Source organism: Bhargavaea sp. CC-171006 (genome assembly GCF_009761675.1).
In the GTDB taxonomy this organism is placed as follows: domain Bacteria; phylum Bacillota; class Bacilli; order Bacillales_A; family Planococcaceae; genus Bhargavaea; species Bhargavaea changchunensis.
In genome coordinates this window covers 309,785-326,319 of sequence record NZ_QUZH01000023.1, presented here as the reverse complement: position 1 = coordinate 326,319, position 16,535 = coordinate 309,785, and the positions used below count along the sequence as shown (strand labels likewise).

At 54.8% G+C, this 16,535-nt stretch carries 11 protein-coding genes, 1 other RNA gene and 1 other annotated feature; of the genes, 10 read left to right on the top strand and 2 right to left on the bottom strand.

Annotated elements, in window-relative coordinates:
- Nucleotides 1–2: 2 nt before the first annotated feature.
- Nucleotides 3–1,514 carry a putative polysaccharide biosynthesis protein gene (locus DZC51_RS11295; protein WP_157295955.1) on the bottom strand — a complete coding sequence of 504 codons (1,512 nt, stop codon included), beginning with the start codon at nt 1,512–1,514 and terminating at the stop codon, nt 3–5.
- A gap of 93 nt (nt 1,515–1,607) precedes the next feature.
- On the opposite strand from DZC51_RS11295, the gene DZC51_RS11290 reads away from it, so the two are divergent.
- The 7 genes from DZC51_RS11290 (at nt 1,608) to dtd (ending at nt 10,542) form a co-directional block, all read left to right on the top strand.
- Nucleotides 1,608–1,925 carry a post-transcriptional regulator gene (locus tag DZC51_RS11290; protein ID WP_157295953.1) on the top strand — a complete coding sequence of 106 codons (318 nt, stop codon included), beginning with the start codon at nt 1,608–1,610 and terminating at the stop codon, nt 1,923–1,925.
- 150 nt (nt 1,926–2,075) lie between these two features.
- Complete coding sequence (gene secDF / locus DZC51_RS11285; protein WP_157295951.1) at nt 2,076–4,343, top strand: protein translocase subunit SecDF; 2,268 nt, start codon at nt 2,076–2,078, stop codon at nt 4,341–4,343.
- 75 nt (nt 4,344–4,418) lie between these two features.
- Entirely contained in the window at nt 4,419–4,781 is a 363-nt protein-coding gene (locus DZC51_RS11280; RefSeq protein ID WP_157295949.1) for a LapA family protein, read from the top strand.
- 126 nt (nt 4,782–4,907) lie between these two features.
- A complete protein-coding gene (recJ, locus tag DZC51_RS11275; RefSeq protein ID WP_157295947.1) occupies nt 4,908–7,256 on the top strand; it encodes a single-stranded-DNA-specific exonuclease RecJ in 2,349 nt (782 codons plus the stop codon).
- Entirely contained in the window at nt 7,247–7,765 is a 519-nt protein-coding gene (locus DZC51_RS11270; RefSeq protein WP_157295945.1) for an adenine phosphoribosyltransferase, read from the top strand. Before recJ ends, DZC51_RS11270 begins: the two co-directional genes overlap by 10 nt.
- Before the next feature lie 119 nt (nt 7,766–7,884).
- The gene (locus tag DZC51_RS11265; RefSeq protein ID WP_157295943.1) at nt 7,885–10,080 is read left to right on the top strand and encodes a RelA/SpoT family protein; all 2,196 of its coding nucleotides are present in this window, start codon (nt 7,885–7,887) and stop codon (nt 10,078–10,080) included.
- 18 nt (nt 10,081–10,098) lie between these two features.
- Nucleotides 10,099–10,542 (top strand): D-aminoacyl-tRNA deacylase, encoded by a 444-nt coding sequence (gene dtd, locus DZC51_RS11260; protein ID WP_157295942.1) that lies wholly within the window; start codon nt 10,099–10,101, stop codon nt 10,540–10,542.
- 686 nt (nt 10,543–11,228) lie between these two features.
- Here the strand turns inward: dtd and DZC51_RS11255 are convergent.
- A complete protein-coding gene (locus tag DZC51_RS11255; RefSeq protein WP_157295941.1) occupies nt 11,229–12,785 on the bottom strand; it encodes an N-acetylmuramoyl-L-alanine amidase family protein in 1,557 nt (518 codons plus the stop codon).
- 117 nt (nt 12,786–12,902) lie between these two features.
- Nucleotides 12,903–13,146, top strand: a binding site (T-box leader).
- Nucleotides 13,147–13,199: 53 nt separating this feature from the next.
- Between DZC51_RS11255 and hisS the strand changes: the two genes are divergently transcribed.
- The 3 genes from hisS (at nt 13,200) to ssrS (ending at nt 16,503) form a co-directional block, all read left to right on the top strand.
- Nucleotides 13,200–14,468: a histidine--tRNA ligase gene (gene hisS, locus DZC51_RS11250; protein WP_157295939.1), complete on the top strand. Its 1,269-nt coding sequence runs from the start codon at nt 13,200–13,202 to the stop codon at nt 14,466–14,468.
- Nucleotides 14,469–14,489: 21 nt separating this feature from the next.
- A complete protein-coding gene (aspS, locus tag DZC51_RS11245) occupies nt 14,490–16,250 on the top strand; it encodes an aspartate--tRNA ligase (protein WP_157295937.1) in 1,761 nt (586 codons plus the stop codon).
- A 70-nt stretch (nt 16,251–16,320) separates the two neighbouring features.
- Nucleotides 16,321–16,503, top strand: a non-coding RNA gene (gene ssrS, locus DZC51_RS11240) — 6S RNA.
- Nucleotides 16,504–16,535: the final 32 nt, after the last annotated feature.

Sequence of the window (16,535 nt, the reverse complement as noted above, 5' to 3'; positions counted from 1 at the left end):
CGTCAGAAGCGCTTGGCAAGCTTGCGGACAGTCCGGAGATCAGACAGCCGGAAATACCGGAAAAGTACGAGCAATACCAGAAGGAAGGCAGAAGTGACGACGATGTCGCCGAGCATCCCGAACGGCACTTCCTCGATCAGGAGCGGCCGGGCGACGACTGTCAGGATAAAGGTCAAATATGGAATGATGAACATTGTGAAGCCGGTGGAGGCCTCCCGCTTTTTGCGCAGTGTCGCGATATGGAGGAACGATGTCACGAGCACACCAAAACCGATGGCCATGACAGCTCCCGCTTCCTGAAGACCCGGCTGCGAGGCCAGGACGAACATGACGAGAAGTTTGCCGATTCCTCCGTACACGGAGTTCATCATGGCGGCCTTTGCTTCCTGCATCGCCTGCAGGATGGAGTGGAGCGGGCCCTGGATATAATAGAAGAAGAAAATCGGTGCAAGCATCAGCATGTATGCACCGCCGTCCGAGATGTGGAACAGCTTGACCGCCATTTCCTCTCCGTGAAGGAAAAACACGGCGGCGGCTACGCTTCCCGTGATTGCGGAAATCCGGAGCGACAGATGAATCCTCTCCCGAAGAAGACGGATGTCGTTCAGTGCCGCGGCACTGGACACGGCGGGCACGAGGACGACAGAGAGTGCATGAGAGATAAAAGCGGGGAACAGCAGCAATGGGATCAAGACACCCGAGATGACCCCATACAGCGATGTTGCTGCCGTCACGCCGATTCCGGCCATGCCAAGTGCACGGATAAAGACGATCGGCTCGAGGAACCAGGTGAACGAACCGAAAAGACGGCTTCCTGAGGACGGGAGGGAGACGGAAAGGATCGGCCGGAGGGGATACAGCCCTTTCGGCTTTTCGTTTTTGGTCCGCTTGACCTGACGGTACTTGATGTACAGGTAAAGCAATGTCGCGACTTCGGCTGCGCCGGTGATGGCCATTGCATAACCTGCAGTCAAAGCAGGGCGGGACGGGTCAGCGAATATCGGAAGAAGAAAGCTGATGAGGGCGATCCGGACCGTCTGCTCCAGAATTTGTGACCAGGCTGTCTCCTCAATCCGGGCAATACCCTGGAAATACCCTCTGATCAGTCCTGATGCGGTCGCTATCGGCAAAGCGGCCATCGAGATGTACAGGACGACAGAAGTCTCCGGATTTCCGAGAAGCGTCCCTGACAAATAAGGAACGCCCAGGATGAGCAGCGGGAGGAGGACGACGGATGCAGCGACGGATAATATGACCGATGTTCGCATGACTTGCTGGAGGCCGTTCCTCTCACCTTTTGCGTGCAGTTCGGCGACCACTTTGGCAACACCGATCGGCAGGCCGAGCTGGATCAGGGCAAGGAAAAAGATGAACGCCGGATAGGCGGTCATGTAAGTGCCGACCGCTTCTTCCCCCGCAACCCGCATAAACTGCATCCGGTAGATGAATCCGAAAAACTTGGACAGGAAGACCGCGCCCATCAGAATGATGGTGCCCCGGAAAAATGTCGACACATTGAACACTTCCTTCTCATGTTAGCCGAAATCTTATACAATATCCGTATGCGGGAGCAAGGGCCCGTACGACTCACGGAGAGGATGTGCAACATGGTGAAGGAAGGTTTGGAGGATCTTTTTGAGGTGGTCCGGCCTGCTCTTTCGAACAAAGCGGAAGAATTCAGTTTCTACGGTTACGGCTCTGTCACGGAAGAGGCCCTGTGGACATACTGCCGCGGAAAACTTTGGAGAAAAAAAGATCTTCAGGAAATCCCTGTCCATGAAGCCGTGGGGGACATTCTGTCCATTTCCCCTTCCCGTTATATGACCCACACACAAGTGGAGGGATTCAAGAAAGCTGCCAAAAGCAGCGGTTTTGGAGGGCTGGACGAGGAAGAATTCCGTGCGCTCCTTGCTCCGAAAGGATGAAAAGGGGACCAGAATGAAGGCAAAAGGCCGAATTGACACGACAGGCAACGTGTTTCATAATGGAACTGTTGCTTTTTTTGTGCGTCTAATATAAGGTGTCCGGCGGTTAGGACACTGTCTTTTGCTGCCAATTGAATAGGGGGAACAACAATGAAAACTCGAGGGCGCATAGTCGCTTTTCTATTGCTGCTGGTACTGTTTGCCTCAATGATCGGCGGAACCGGCAAGCAGATTGCCCAGGACGTCAATCTCGGACTGGACCTTCAGGGCGGGTTCGAAGTGCTCTACCAGGTGGAACCGCTCCGTGACGGCCAGAAGATCACTGAAGAGGTGGTTGCCGATACGGCAAGGGCGCTGACCGACCGGATAGACGTTCTCGGTGTGAGCGAGCCGAGCATCCAGATCGAGTCCGGCAACCGGATCCGCGTCCAGCTGGCAGGAGTCGAAGATCAGGAATCGGCGCGTGAACTTTTATCCACGCAGGCCAACCTGACATTCCGCGACACGAATGACCGCCTCATGCTTGACGGGGATGACCTGGTCGAGGGCGGCGCCAAGTCGACGTTTAATGACCAGGGGCAGCCGATTGTCACGCTCCAGCTGAAGAGCGCGGAAAAGTTCGGGGAGGTCACCTCCGAAATCGCCTCGATGGCGCCGAACAACCAGCTTGTCATCTGGCTCGACTTTATAGAAGGCGAGGACAGCTTTGCGGAGGAAGTGACAAAGCCGGAGCCCAAGTTCATCTCTTCTCCGAACGTCTCCAAGCCGATCCTTTCGTCCGATGTAGAGATTTCAGGTTCGTTCACCGTCGATGAAACGAAGCACCTGGCGGGTATCCTGAACGCCGGTGCGCTTCCGGTCAACCTGGATGAAATCTACTCGACCTCGGTTGGTGCACAGTTCGGTGAGCAGGCACTCGATGAGACGGTCATCGCTGCAGCGATCGGTATCGCGCTGGTCCTTCTCTTCATGCTCGTTTATTACCGGGTAGCGGGCTTTGTGGCTTTGGTCACGCTATCTGTATACGTCTATCTGCTGATTCTTGTCTTTAACCTATTAAACGGTGTGCTGACACTTCCGGGGATTGCCGCGATCGTGCTCGGTGTCGGGATGGCCGTCGATGCCAATATCCTGACTTATGAGCGGATTCGCGAGGAACTCCGGATCGGCGCCACGGTGAAAGAAGCATTCAAGGCAGGTGCCAAATCGTCCTTCACGGCGATTCTTGACGCCAACATCACCACCTTGATCGCGGCAGGCGTCCTGTTCGTCTTCGGGACAAGCTCTGTCAAAGGGTTTGCGACAATGCTCATCCTGTCGATCCTGCTCAGCTTCGTCACCGCTGTCTGGGGATCGCGCCTGCTTCTGGGACTGCTTGTCCACAGCGGAATGCTCGATGGCAAGCCGGGTGCTTTCGGCCTTTCCCGAAAGTACATCCATTCCAAAGAAGAAGAGTTGGATGTGCTTGAACTGACAACGAGATTCGACCGTTTCGACTTTGCGGGGAACAGGAGAAAGTTCTTTACGGCCTCCATCATCTTCCTGATTGCCGGCGCAGTTGTACTTGGTATGTTCAGGCTGAACCTCGGAATCGACTTCTCGAGCGGAACACGGGTGGAAGTGCTGTCCAATGAGCCTCTTACCCAGGAAGAAGTATCCGCTACTCTTGAAGAAGCCGGCCACCCGACCGAAGACATTCTGATTTCGGGCGAAAACAAGGAGATCGCCGTCTTCCGTTACAAGGAAGATCTGAATCAGGGCGAGATCAACCAGCTGAAAGCGGAACTCGGTGATCTTTACGGTCACGAGCCGAATATCAGCACCGTTTCTCCTACTGTCGGACGGGAACTGGCGGAAAATGCGGTCAAAGCGCTGACCATTGCCATGATCGGGATCATCATCTATGTGGCTTTCCGATTTGAATGGCGGATGGGTGTTGCCTCAATCGTCAGCCTTCTGCATGACGCATTCTTCATGGTCGCTCTCTTCAGCCTGTTGAGGCTTGAAGTGGACATCACCTTCATCGCAGCCGTCCTGACAATTGTCGGGTACTCGATCAACGATACGATCGTCACTTTCGACCGGATCCGTGAGAATCTGCACAAGATGAAGAAGATCGAGACGGAGGAAGACCTGGCCAAGGTTGTCAACAAGTCGCTCCGTCAGACGCTCAGCCGGTCAATCAACACCGTTCTGACGGTCATCCTGGTCGTTGTCGCCCTGATCTTCTTTGGGTCCGAATCGATCCGGAACTTCTCGCTTGCACTCCTGTTCGGCCTGATCGCGGGTACTTACTCGTCGATCTTCATCGCCGCACAGCTGTGGCTCGTTCTCAAAAAGCGGGAGATCAACAAGAAAGGGACGATCGACGTCCAGAAAAAAGAAAAGAACTGGGGCTCCGACGAACCGGTCGTCTGATCAGGTTTCCGCTCCGGAATGGACAGGGTATACATCTGTATGCCCTGTCTTTTTTTGGCTGAAAGGAGGACCGCAATGAAATTCCAGTGGACACTGCTCTTGGGACTCATCCTTGCGATCGTTGTCGCCTGGTTTGCAATCGTCAATGTGGATCCGGTGCCGGTGAATTATGTATTCGGAACCGCTGAGTGGCCGCTCATCATCGTCATCCTTGGATCGGCCCTTCTCGGAGCGGCGGTGAGCGGATTCGTTTCGATGTTCCGCTCCATCATGCAGCAGAGGAAAATCAAACGGCTGGAAAGGGAAGTGAACGATAAGGAACTCAAAATCGCCGATCAGCAAAATGAAATTGCAACGCTTCAGCATGCCGCTTCTGCATTTGCATCAGATTTGGAAGCGGAACCGCGTGACAATAACCTTGGCGGCGACAGCCGGTGACCTCCTGACATTCCGTCAGGAGTTTTTTCGTATTCACCCATAACGATTCTTACACTTGTGGGGATTTCCGCCAATAGAAAGGATGGGACATTCTCATGTATAATAGACTTCAAGGAAGTGATGGCAATGATAGAATCGATGAAGCGATGGCGGACGCAGGAAAATGATGATGCCGCCACGGAAAAACTCCGGCTTGCCCTCGGACTGTCGCCGATAGCGGCGAAGGTTCTGGCCTCCAGGGGATTTACGGATGCTGATGAAGCGTCCGCCTTCATCCGGGTCGGCCTGGACAGCTGGCATGATCCATTTCTCATGAAAGATATGGACAAAGCGGTCGAACTGATCCATAAGCATATCCGTACCGGACGGCGCATCGCCGTCTACGGTGACTATGATGCTGACGGTGTAACGAGCACGACCGTCCTTATGAAGGCACTGCTTTCACTTGGCGCAGATGCCTTTTATGTCATCCCGAACCGCTTCAGGCACGGATACGGCCCGAATACCGATCTGTTCCGTGAAGTCTACGAGCAAGGCGCTTCGCTGATTGTGACGGTCGACAACGGCATCTCCGGCAATGAGCAGGTAGCTGCTGCCAAGGAGATGGGCATGGATGTGATCATCACGGATCACCACGAACCGGGAGAGGTTCTGCCGGAAGCGGATGCCATCATTCATCCGCGCCATCCGGAAGGGGACTATCCGTTCGATGAGCTTGCCGGCGTAGGTGTGGCTCTCAAGGTCGCCCATGCACTGACAGGTGACTTTCCGGCTGATTCCCTTATTTTCGGTGCGATCGGAACGGTTGCCGACCTTGTTCCGCTTCACGATGAAAACCGGCTTATCGTTAAGATGGGTATCGAGAAGCTGAGGAACACAGCCAATCCTGCCATCCGGGCGCTCAGCAGTGTGTCGGACGTGCGCCAGCAGGAAATCAATGAAGAAACGATCGGTTTCGCATTCGGGCCGAGGATCAATGCGCTCGGCCGGCTGGGTGACGCGGCGCCGGCCGTCCGAATGTTCCTGACCGAAGATGCTGCAGAAGCATCGATGCTTGCCTCACAGCTGAATGACCGGAACAAGGAACGCCAGAAGATGGTCGCCTCCATCGCCGATGAAGCGATCGCCCAGATCGAGGATACATATGGCGACGCCGTCCCACATGTGCTGACGGTTGCAGGAGAAGGCTGGAATCCCGGAGTCGTCGGGATCGTCGCGTCCAGGATCACGGAAAAGTATTACCGTCCTTCGATCGTGCTCGCACTCGACCCGGAAAAGGGAATCGCGAAAGGATCCGCAAGAAGCATCGAAGGCTTCCACATGTACAGGGAACTCAAGAAAAATGCGGACCTGGTCCCTCATTTTGGCGGACACCCGATGGCTGCGGGACTGACACTGCCGATTGAGAATCTCGAAAAGCTTAGGGAAAACCTCATCGCGCAGGGCAGTGAAGTACTGACGAAAGAGGACCTGATCCCGACGCTGGACGTCGATGTGCAGCTGACTCTCGATGAAGTTGATATCGGCTCCATCGAATCACTGTCCGAACTTGGCCCGTACGGTGTCGGCTTCGCCAAGCCGGTGTACTGCCTGCCTGACCTGAGCGTGGAGTCGAGCCGGAAAATCGGATCGATGAAAAACCATCTCAAGCTCAGTGTATCGGACGGCGTCAACACACTTGATGTCGTCGGCTTCGGGCTTGGTCACCTGGAGGATGAGCTGACGCCGGATGCGCGGGTGAGCCTTGCGGGTGACCTGCAGATCAACGAGTGGAACGGCAGGAAAAAGCCGCAGCTTATGCTGACCGACATGAAGTCGGACGGCTGGCAGCTGTTTGACGTGCGCGGGGAGCGCCTGTTGTCCAGATGGCTTCCTTCCATTCCGGAAGAAGCCGTATTCGTGGCCTTCAAAAAGGAAAGCGTCCGCAAATTCCGCGCGGATACCGGGAAGGAGATCGTTCAGCCGGAGGAACTGAATCCGTCACGTTCGTCAGCGGTCGTTCTGCTGGATCTGCCCGAATCGCTGGAGGCACTTGAAGGGCTGCTCAGCTCGTGCGGGCCATCCCGGATATACGCGCATTTCCATGTGCCGGAATCCCGTTATTTCATGGGGATACCCGACCGGAAGCAGTTCGGCTGGTACTACTCGTTCCTCAAGCAGCAGGGCAGCTTCCATGTCATGCGTGAAGGGGAACGGCTTGCCAAACATAAAGGCTGGAGCCGGGATACGGTTATTTTCATGACAAAGGTGTTTTTCGAGCTCGGGTTTGTTACAATGGAGAATGGACTCGCCGCAGTCGTGGACAGCCCGCCCAAGCGGGATCTGTCCGAATCCGAAACATATTCGGGGCTGGAGCGGCGGATCAATATAGAGCAGACTTTACTTTATTCGCCCTATCAGGAATTACGGCGGGTCATCGGCAGCATTCTTGATGCGCCTGAAACCGCCCGGGAGGAGCAGCAACTATGGATTTAAAGCAATATGTGACGATTGTCGAGAACTATCCGAAGGAGGGCATCAGCTTCAAGGATATTTCAACAATCATGGACAATGGTCCTGTCTATAAATACGCGACCGAGCAAATCGTCGAGTACGCAAAACAAGTCGGGGCAGAGATCATTGTCGGACCGGAAGCACGCGGGTTCATCATCGGTTGCCCGGTCGCCTATGCACTCGGCATCGGCTTTGCGCCTGTCCGCAAGGAAGGCAAGCTTCCGCGCGAAACGATCAGGGTCGAGTACGGCCTCGAGTATGGCAAGGATGTCCTGACCATCCACCGCGATGCGATCAAACCGGGACAAAAAGTCCTGATCGTCGACGACCTTCTGGCAACGGGGGGCACAGTCGAGGCGACGGTCAAGCTCGTCGAGGAGCTCGGCGGCAAAGTGGCCGGATGCGCTTTCCTCATTGAGCTTTCCTACCTGGATGGCCGTGAACGCCTGAAAGGCTACGATGTCCATGCACTGATGAATTACGAAGACTGATTCGGCCCCCGGCGGAAGCCGGGGGTCTGATTCGAGAGCGCGTTTTTGCAAAAACGCGCTTTTTTGATAAAATAGTTTTAACTTTATATCAGAAAAGCAATGGAAAGGCGGTGGACGGAATGGCGAAAAATACGGTGATGACGGTGGAAGATGTTTTCGCATCCGTCTCCTCCTATATGAATGAGGAACACGTCCAGTTCGTGAAGGATGCCTACGAAGTGGCAGAACAGGCACATGAGGGGCAGACCCGGAGCTCCGGCGAACCGTATATTACGCACCCCATACAGGTAGCGGGAATCCTTGCCGAACTTCAGATGGATCCGGAGACGGTGGCAGCGGGCTTCCTGCATGACGTCGTCGAGGACACCGAAGTCACGAGGGAAGCGCTGGTTTCCCGCTTCGGTGAAGAAGTGGCCAGGCTGGTCGACGGCGTCACCAAGCTCGACAAGCTGAAGTATAAGTCCAAGGAAGAAAAGCAGGCGGAAAACCACCGGAAGATGTTCCTTGCGATGGCTCAGGACATTCGGGTCATCCTCATCAAGCTGGCCGACCGCCTCCATAATATGCGCACACTAAAGTATACAAGCCCCGAGAAGCAGCGGCGGGTATCGGCGGAAACACTGGAAATTTTCGCGCCTCTTGCACACCGCCTCGGAATTTCGACGATCAAGTGGGAACTGGAAGACACGGCACTGCGCTATCTGAATCCCCAGCAGTACTACCGGATCGTCAACCTGATGAAACGGAAGCGGACGGAGCGGGAAAATTACCTCAGGAAAGTCATGGACCAGATCCGCGACGAACTGGCACAGGTGAACATCAAGTGCGAATTGTCCGGCCGCCCCAAACACATCTACAGCATCTACCGCAAGATGGTGTTGCAGAACAAACAGTTCAACGAAATCTATGACCTGCTCGCAATCCGTGTCCAGGTCTCAAGCATCAAGGACTGCTATGCCGTTCTTGGAATCATCCATACGCTCTGGAAGCCGATGCCGGGCCGCTTCAAGGACTACATCGCCATGCCGAAGCAGAACCTGTACCAGTCAATCCATACGACGGTTGTCGGCCCGCACGGCGAGCCGCTCGAGGTGCAGATTCGTACGGACGAGATGCACCGCATCGCAGAGTACGGGGTCGCGGCCCACTGGGCGTATAAGGAAGGCAAGAACCTTCAGGAAAAGCAGGACAGCCTCGATTCCAAACTGACCTGGTTCCGCGAGATCCTCGACTTCCAGAATGAGTCGTCGAACGCGGAAGAATTCATGGAATCACTGAAATATGACCTGTTCTCCGACATGGTGTATGTCTTCACGCCAAACGGCGATGTCCTGGAGCTTCGCTCGGGCTCGGTTCCGATCGACTTTGCCTACCGCGTCCACTCCGAAGTCGGCAACAAGATGATCGGTGCCAAAGTCAACGGCAAGATCGTCCCGCTGGACACGGAGCTCAGTACGGGGGACATCGTGGAAATTCTAACGTCCAAGTCATCCTTTGGCCCCAGCCGCGACTGGCTCAAGATAGCGAACACATCCCAGGCGAAAAACAAGATCAAGCAGTTTTACAAAAAGCAGCTGCGGGATGAAAACATCATCAAGGGCCGAGAGATGATCGAACAGGAACTCAAAGAGCGGGGCCTTTCGAAAAAAGAGGTCCTCACCGAGGATAATATCAAGCGGGTGTGCGACAAGTTCAACTTCGCGAATGAAGAGGACATGCATGCCGCGGTCGGATTCAACGGCATCACCGTCCAGCAGGTGGTCAACCGGCTGACGGACAAGCTCCGCAAAGAGAAAGAGGCCGAGCTGCAGCTTGAGAAGATCACCAAAGAGATGGCAGCGCCCGCACCTAAAAAAGTAACGGAATCGGGTGTCATCGTCCCGGGCATCGACAACCTGCTCATCCGGCTGTCCAGATGCTGCAGTCCGGTGCCGGGCGACGAAATCGTCGGCTACATTACAAAAGGCCGCGGCGTGTCCGTGCACAGGGAAGACTGCCCGAATGTTTCACCTGACGATACGGAAAGCCGGCTGATCGACGTGGAATGGGCAAACAGTCCCGCCGGGAAACAGAAGGAATACCAGGTGGATATCGAAGTGTCCGGCTACGATCGTCCCGGCCTTCTGAATGAAGTGATGCATATCGTCAACGATCTGAAGACGGTGATCACGGCAGTCAGCGCGAAAAGCGACAAAAACAAGATTGCGACCATCAATATGACGCTTCTGATCACGAACATCACCCACCTCCACCGGATCGTGGAACGGATCAAGCAGATCCGCGACATTTATTATGTCCAGCGGGTTACGAACTGAGAAAAGGGGGAGTCGGGAATGAGAGTGGTCATCCAGCGGAGCGGGGAGGCATCCGTGACCGTTGACGGGGATGTGACCGGAGCCATCGACAGCGGCTATGTGCTCCTCGTCGGCATCACACACTCCGACACGGAGGAAGATGTCCGATACGTGGCCAACAAGGTCGCCAACCTGCGTCTGTTTGAAGATGAAGACGGTAAGATGAACCTGTCGATCCTGGAAGCAGGAGGCGCCATTTTGTCCGTCTCGCAGTTTACGCTGTACGCGGACACGACAAGGGGACGCCGTCCGGGTTTCTCCGAGGCGGCAAGGCCCGAACAGGCCCAGCCGCTGTACGAGCGTTTCAACGAAAAGCTCCGTCACCTCGGACTCCGCGTGGAAACCGGCATATTCGGCGCCATGATGGACGTCAGTCTCATTAATGACGGACCTGTTACGGTCATTGTTGAATCGAAGAAATGATCTATTAACAGCAGAACCGATATAGCTATATAACAGACTGCAGACAAAGTGAGTGTATTGCTCCTTTGTCTCTTTTTATGTTATGAAAATCCTTCGGATTTCCGCTTCGGGCCCTCGCTTTCCGCGGGCGTTGCCTTAGCCTCCTCGGACCTGCGTCCTGCGGGGTCTTCGGCTAACGCTTTTCCCGCAGGAGTCTCGGGCCCTCCGCTTCAATCCTCCATGGAGCGTATTAGGCAAACGGTTCCTGTTTTATTAAGTTAGCAGTTCAAACAATAAGCGATGCCGTATCGGATAGAATAAATCTCAATTTCAAAGTACTATTCAGAGGGAAGGGAAACTCGTAAGTCCTGCCATTGCTGACGGGCGGTGTTTGTTATGATTCAACTGGGCGTAGGATTCAGAAGTGGGTTGGTTGCGATTTGGAGAAGCCGGGTAACCACTCATCCAATCTGCTGAACCCGGGGTATCCCGTTACTTTTGTGATCGGGATGGTTTTATCGATGCGTTGATTGGAGTGGAGGGCGACGACTCCTGCGGAGAAGGAAGCGCGGAGAGACTTCTCAGAAGGCTCGATGCCTTCCCCGCGGAAAGCGTTCGCCCGTAACGGAAATCAACATGCCTTATACAAAGCCCTATAAAAAAACTGCAGACCAAGGGGCCATGGCTCCTTGGTCTGAAGCTTTTAATTATTCTCCCAACTGGGAATCAAAGTATTTGATGATGCCTTTGTAGATGCCGTCTGTGGCCTGTTCCCGGTATTCCGGGTTTTTCACTCGGCGTTCTTCGGATAGGTTGCTGAGGAATCCGAGTTCGATAAGGATAGCGGGCTGCCGGTTTTCGCGCAGCACGAGATAATTGCCTTTCTGGACTCCGCGGTCCTTCAGATTCACTGATTTCCCGAGAGAATTATTGACATACTCCGCCAGGGATTCCTCAACCGACTTCTGATAATAGGTGGTGAACCCGCGGACCGAGTGATCGGTCGTGGCGTCGTAATGGAGGCTGATGAACGCATCGGCACCAGATTGGTTGCTGAGCGACACCCGCTTTCTCAAGCCCACGTATTCATCAGTTTCCCGGGTCAGGATGACCTCGGCGCCTGCCGCCCTCAGCTTGGATGACAGAAGTTCGGCAGTGGGAAGGGTGAGATCTTTTTCATTTGTCCCCCTCATGCCGGTCGTTCCGCCGTCATAGCCGCCGTGACCCGGGTCGATCACAAGTGTCAGTCCGCTCAGCGTTCCCGCTTTGCGATCTGCTTTTTCCTTTTTTTCTTTCTGCTGTTCGGCAGCCTCGCTGCCGACTGATACGACCCAGCTTGCCACATAAGCTTCCGTGCCGTCACTCAGTGAAATCCGATACCAGTCGCCTTCCAGTACACCGGTGTATGTCTGACCGGCAGCGGCACGGTCTACCACATTGGAGGAAGTTGAGGCGCTGCTGCGGAGATTCGTTCCGTCATAGAGGATTGTGACGGATGCGGATTGATTATCGGAAACCGATCCTGATCCGCCGGTGGAAGTGCCTGCGACAGCACTGCCGGAAGAACGGACCCCATGGAAGGAATATACCCAGCCGTCCTTGCCTCCAATTGAGAGTCTGATCCAGTTGCCGTCGGTTTCGGTGATCGGATAGGACTCTCCTTGGCGGACCACCGCAACTTTACCTGAGGTGAGGTCCGGTTTTTCCCTGACGTTAAGCGCAGATACGGAGACCGTGAACGATTCGTTTTCCGCTTTCGCCTTTTTGGTCTCGGGCTTGGCCGAGGAGGCGGTTATGTATTGGCTTGACACCCAGCCGCGAGTCCCGTTTACGGTCACTTCCGTCCATCCGCCCGAGGATCCGTGGGAAATGGCCTGCTCGCCGCGGTTCATCTTCAGCAGAACTGCCGAGGAAGTGGTCGGCTCTGCGCGCACATTCAGCCTGTCCACCTGCGAGATGACATTGTCCGATCCGGAAGCCGGTGCAGCCGACGTCTTAGTAAGGTAGGCGGCGATGTACCCTTTGGATGAACCTGCATCCACATAAAGCCAATCCCCCTCGGATCCGAGGATTTTGACGGTATCTCCCCGTTTCAGAGAGCCGGTTACGCTGTGGGTGAGCCCCGGGCCCGAGCGGATATTGATTGACTCTGTGTCGACGGTTACAGTGCCCGCCGCCCGGGCGATGCCGGATGTCCACTGGAATCCGAGCAGCAGTCCGCAGACCAGCAGGATGGATAATCCGATTTTTCGTTTGTATCTCATTCATCCACCTCCTTTAAGCTAAGTTTACGTTGAAGACACGGAGAATTCTATACCTTTTTCTAAAACGGTTGACAGTTGATTCTTAAGTCATTAAGATAATGGTTAATTGAACTGGAATGGATGCCACTGACCGGAAAAGTAGCGGCCCATTGTCCTGTAAAGAGAGGGTGGGACCTAGGCTGAAATCCCGTCCGCAGGACAAGGACCGTGAACAACATCCGAGAGGCTCTTCTTCGAAAAGGGAGGATATCCCCGCGTAGGAGAAGACGGAACCGGCCGTTACCCGGACCGAGTGGGTGCAGCCGTGCTGTGCCAATCAGGGTGGAACCGCGGTGGCAGAAAACAAGCCTTCGTCCCTTGCAGAGATGCAGGGGACGAGGGCTTTTTTTCATTCCTGGGAAGGATGGGAAATCAATGATGTTCAAAGTGCCTAGAGGAACAAAGGATCTGCTTCCGGTTGAAACGGGAAGCTGGCAGGCCGTCGAGTCACTGATCCGGGAAACGTGCCGGCTCTACAGGTACGAAGAGATCAGGACACCGGTTTTCGAACAGACTGAGCTGTTCACAAGAAGTGTCGGGGACACGACCGATATCGTCCAGAAGGAAATGTATACATTCGAAGACCGTGGCGGGCGCTCACTGACACTCCGTCCGGAAGGCACTGCGCCGGTCGTCCGGGCATTTGTCGAAAACAAACTGTTCGGTTCGCCGGATCAGCCGGTGAAGCTCTACTACATGGGACCGATGTTCCGCTATGAACGCCAGCAGGCAGGACGCTATCGCCAGTTTGTGCAGTTCGGCGTGGAGGCGATCGGAAGCGATTCGCCCGCGATTGATGCGGAAGTCATCTCTCTCGCGATGGATGTGTATCAGCGTGCGGGGCTCAAAGACCTTCGTCTCGTGATCAATTCGCTCGGCGATAAGGAAAGCCGGAATGCACACCGCGAAGCACTGATTCGCCATTTTGAGCCGTCGATCGGAGAGTTCTGCAGCGACTGCCAAAACCGGCTCCAGAAAAACCCGCTCCGGATTTTGGACTGCAAGGTGGACCGGGATCACCCGCTGATGAAAACCGCACCGGCTCTAACCGACTACCTGAACGAAGAGTCCGCGGCTTACTTCGAAGAGGTGAAAACTTCTCTTGATGCACTCGGAATCGAGTATGTGGTCGATCCGAACCTTGTCAGGGGACTGGACTACTACAACCACACCGCATTTGAAATCATGAGCACTTCAGATGGATTCGGTGCCATCACGACGCTCTGCGGGGGAGGACGCTACAACGGACTATCGGAAGAAATCGGCGGTCCTGAAGCACCCGGCATCGGGTTTGCCATGAGCATCGAACGTTTCCTGATGGCGCTTGAGGCGGAAGGCAAGATGCCTGAGACCGAGAGCAAGCTGGATGCATTCATCGTAGCCCTTGATGAAGAGTCGAGGAAAGAAGCGGTAAAAATTCTTGGAAACCTGCGCCGGGAAGGAATCGCGGCCGACATGGATTATATGGGCAGGAAGATGAAGGCCCAAATGAAGGCGGCAGACCGGCAGAAAGCCGGACATGTCATCGTCATCGGTGAAGATGAACTGAAAAATGGAGCTGCCGGTGTCAAAAATATGGCGGACGGCACACAGGAGACGGTGGAATTTGCCCGTCTGGCAGAAGCCCTGAAAAGCAGATCTTGAGTGGAGGAAGGAAGAGCAGACATGAAGAGAACCAACTATTGCGGTGAAGTCACCGAGACACAGATCGGTCAAAAAGTCGTTCTGAAAGGATGGGTGCAGCGGCGGCGGGACCTTGGTGGTCTGATTTTCGTCGATCTCCGCGACCGTACGGGAATCGTCCAGGTCGTATTTAATCCGGACTTTTCGGGAGAGGCCATGCAGGCGGGCGACCGCCTGCGCAACGAATTCGTCGTTGAAGTGCGGGGAACTGTGATCGGCCGGCAGGAGAATCAGGTGAACCCGAACCTCAAGACCGGTATGATCGAGGTCCAGGCTGAAGAAATCGACATCATCAACGAAGCGAAGAATCCGCCGTTCGTCATTGATGATGCAGCTAATGTAGGCGAGGAAACGCGGCTCAAATACCGTTATCTGGACCTGCGCCGCCCTGAAATGTACCGGACGTTCAAGATGCGCTCCGACATCATGAAGACCGTGCGGAATTTCCTGGACGACAACGGCTTCATGGAAGTCGAGACCCCTTACCTCACAAAGTCGACTCCGGAAGGCGCCCGCGACTACCTCGTTCCGAGCCGGGTCCACGATGGGGAGTTTTATGCGCTTCCGCAGTCTCCGCAACTTTTCAAGCAGCTGCTCATGGTGTCAGGGTTCGACAAGTATTACCAGATTGTCCGATGCTTCCGTGACGAAGACCTGCGGGCTGACCGGCAGCCGGAATTCACCCAGATCGACATGGAGATGAGCTTTGTCGAAATGGAGGACGTCATCGAACTGAACGAAGCGCTGATCCAAAAAGTCTTGAAGGACGTCAAAGGCGCAGATGTACCTGTGCCGTTCCAGCGCATGACTTATGACGAAGCTATGTCCCGTTATGGTTCCGACAAGCCGGACGTGCGTTTCGGACTTGAACTGCAGGATGTTTCCGAAGTGGTTTCCGACTCCGCTTTCAAGGTGTTCGCAGGTGCGGTGTCCTCCGGCGGACAGGTCAAGGCGATCAATGTCAAAGGTGCTGCCGGAGATTATTCCCGTAAAGACATTGACGCTCTCGGCGAGTTCGCGGGACGATACGGTGCCAAGGGACTTGCCTGGATGAAAGTCGAGGATGACGGATTAAAGGGCCCGATTGCCAAATTCTTTGAAGGCGAGACGGCAGAACAGCTGAAATCTGCACTTGAAGCGGAGTCGGGAGACCTTCTGCTCTTCGTTGCCGACAAAAAGCAGGTCGTCGCAGACGCACTCGGCGCTCTCCGGCTGAAACTCGGCAAGGAGCGTGGCCTGATCGACGAATCCCGCTACGCCTTTTTGTGGGTGACCGACTGGCCGCTGTTTGAGTACGACGAAGGAGACGGGCGCTTCTATGCCGCACACCACCCGTTCACGATGCCTGTCCGGGAAGACATCGAAAAGCTCGGAACGGAACCTCAGAAAGTCCGCGCAATGGCCTACGATATGGTGCTGAACGGCTTTGAACTCGGCGGAGGCTCTCTCCGGATCTATGAGCGTGATATCCAGGAAAAAATGTTCACCGCGCTCGGGTTCTCCGAGGAAGAAGCAAAGGCCCAGTTCGGATTTTTGCTGGATGCCTTTGACTATGGCACGCCGCCGCACGGCGGAATCGCATTCGGGCTCGACCGGCTAGCCATGCTCCTTTCTGGCGCATCCAGCCTGCGCGATGTCATCGCTTTCCCTAAAACAGCAAGCGCCAGCGACCTCATGGTGGAGGCGCCGTCAGGAGTATCCGACGCGCAACTCGAGGAACTGGGTATAAAGCTCCGGAAGTAAAAATAAGGCAGAAGCCGCATTCGTTCAGCGTTGATTCGAAGATGAAGATATGTTACTATTAATTCCAATACAGATCCTGATGTGTTCGTTATTTGTCTATCAGTTTTGACCGAACATTTAAATCGTAAGGGAGTCCGAATACCGGCATTGCTGGCATGCCCCCTAGGGGGAAGTCAAACGTGGCGGTGAGGACACCCACCTGCCTTGTGCGGGTTCAAAACGATTACCCAAAGACGGCACGATCGGGATCTGTCCCATTTTGACTGACCGCCTCCCGCATGAGCG

Excerpts from the sequence above, each read along its gene's own strand:
- DZC51_RS11290 (WP_157295953.1), top strand. The coding sequence starts at position 1,608 with ATGGTGAAGGAAGGTTTGGAGGATCTTTTTGAGGTGGTCCGGCCTGCT.
- secDF (WP_157295951.1), top strand. The coding sequence starts at position 2,076 with ATGAAAACTCGAGGGCGCATAGTCGCTTTTCTATTGCTGCTGGTACTG.
- DZC51_RS11280 (WP_157295949.1), top strand. The coding sequence starts at position 4,419 with ATGAAATTCCAGTGGACACTGCTCTTGGGACTCATCCTTGCGATCGTT.
- recJ (WP_157295947.1), top strand. The coding sequence starts at position 4,908 with ATGATAGAATCGATGAAGCGATGGCGGACGCAGGAAAATGATGATGCC.
- DZC51_RS11270 (WP_157295945.1), top strand. The coding sequence starts at position 7,247 with ATGGATTTAAAGCAATATGTGACGATTGTCGAGAACTATCCGAAGGAG.
- DZC51_RS11265 (WP_157295943.1), top strand. The coding sequence starts at position 7,885 with ATGGCGAAAAATACGGTGATGACGGTGGAAGATGTTTTCGCATCCGTC.
- dtd (WP_157295942.1), top strand. The coding sequence starts at position 10,099 with ATGAGAGTGGTCATCCAGCGGAGCGGGGAGGCATCCGTGACCGTTGAC.
- DZC51_RS11255 (WP_157295941.1), bottom strand. The coding sequence starts at position 12,785 with ATGAGATACAAACGAAAAATCGGATTATCCATCCTGCTGGTCTGCGGA.
- hisS (WP_157295939.1), top strand. The coding sequence starts at position 13,200 with ATGATGTTCAAAGTGCCTAGAGGAACAAAGGATCTGCTTCCGGTTGAA.
- aspS (WP_157295937.1), top strand. The coding sequence starts at position 14,490 with ATGAAGAGAACCAACTATTGCGGTGAAGTCACCGAGACACAGATCGGT.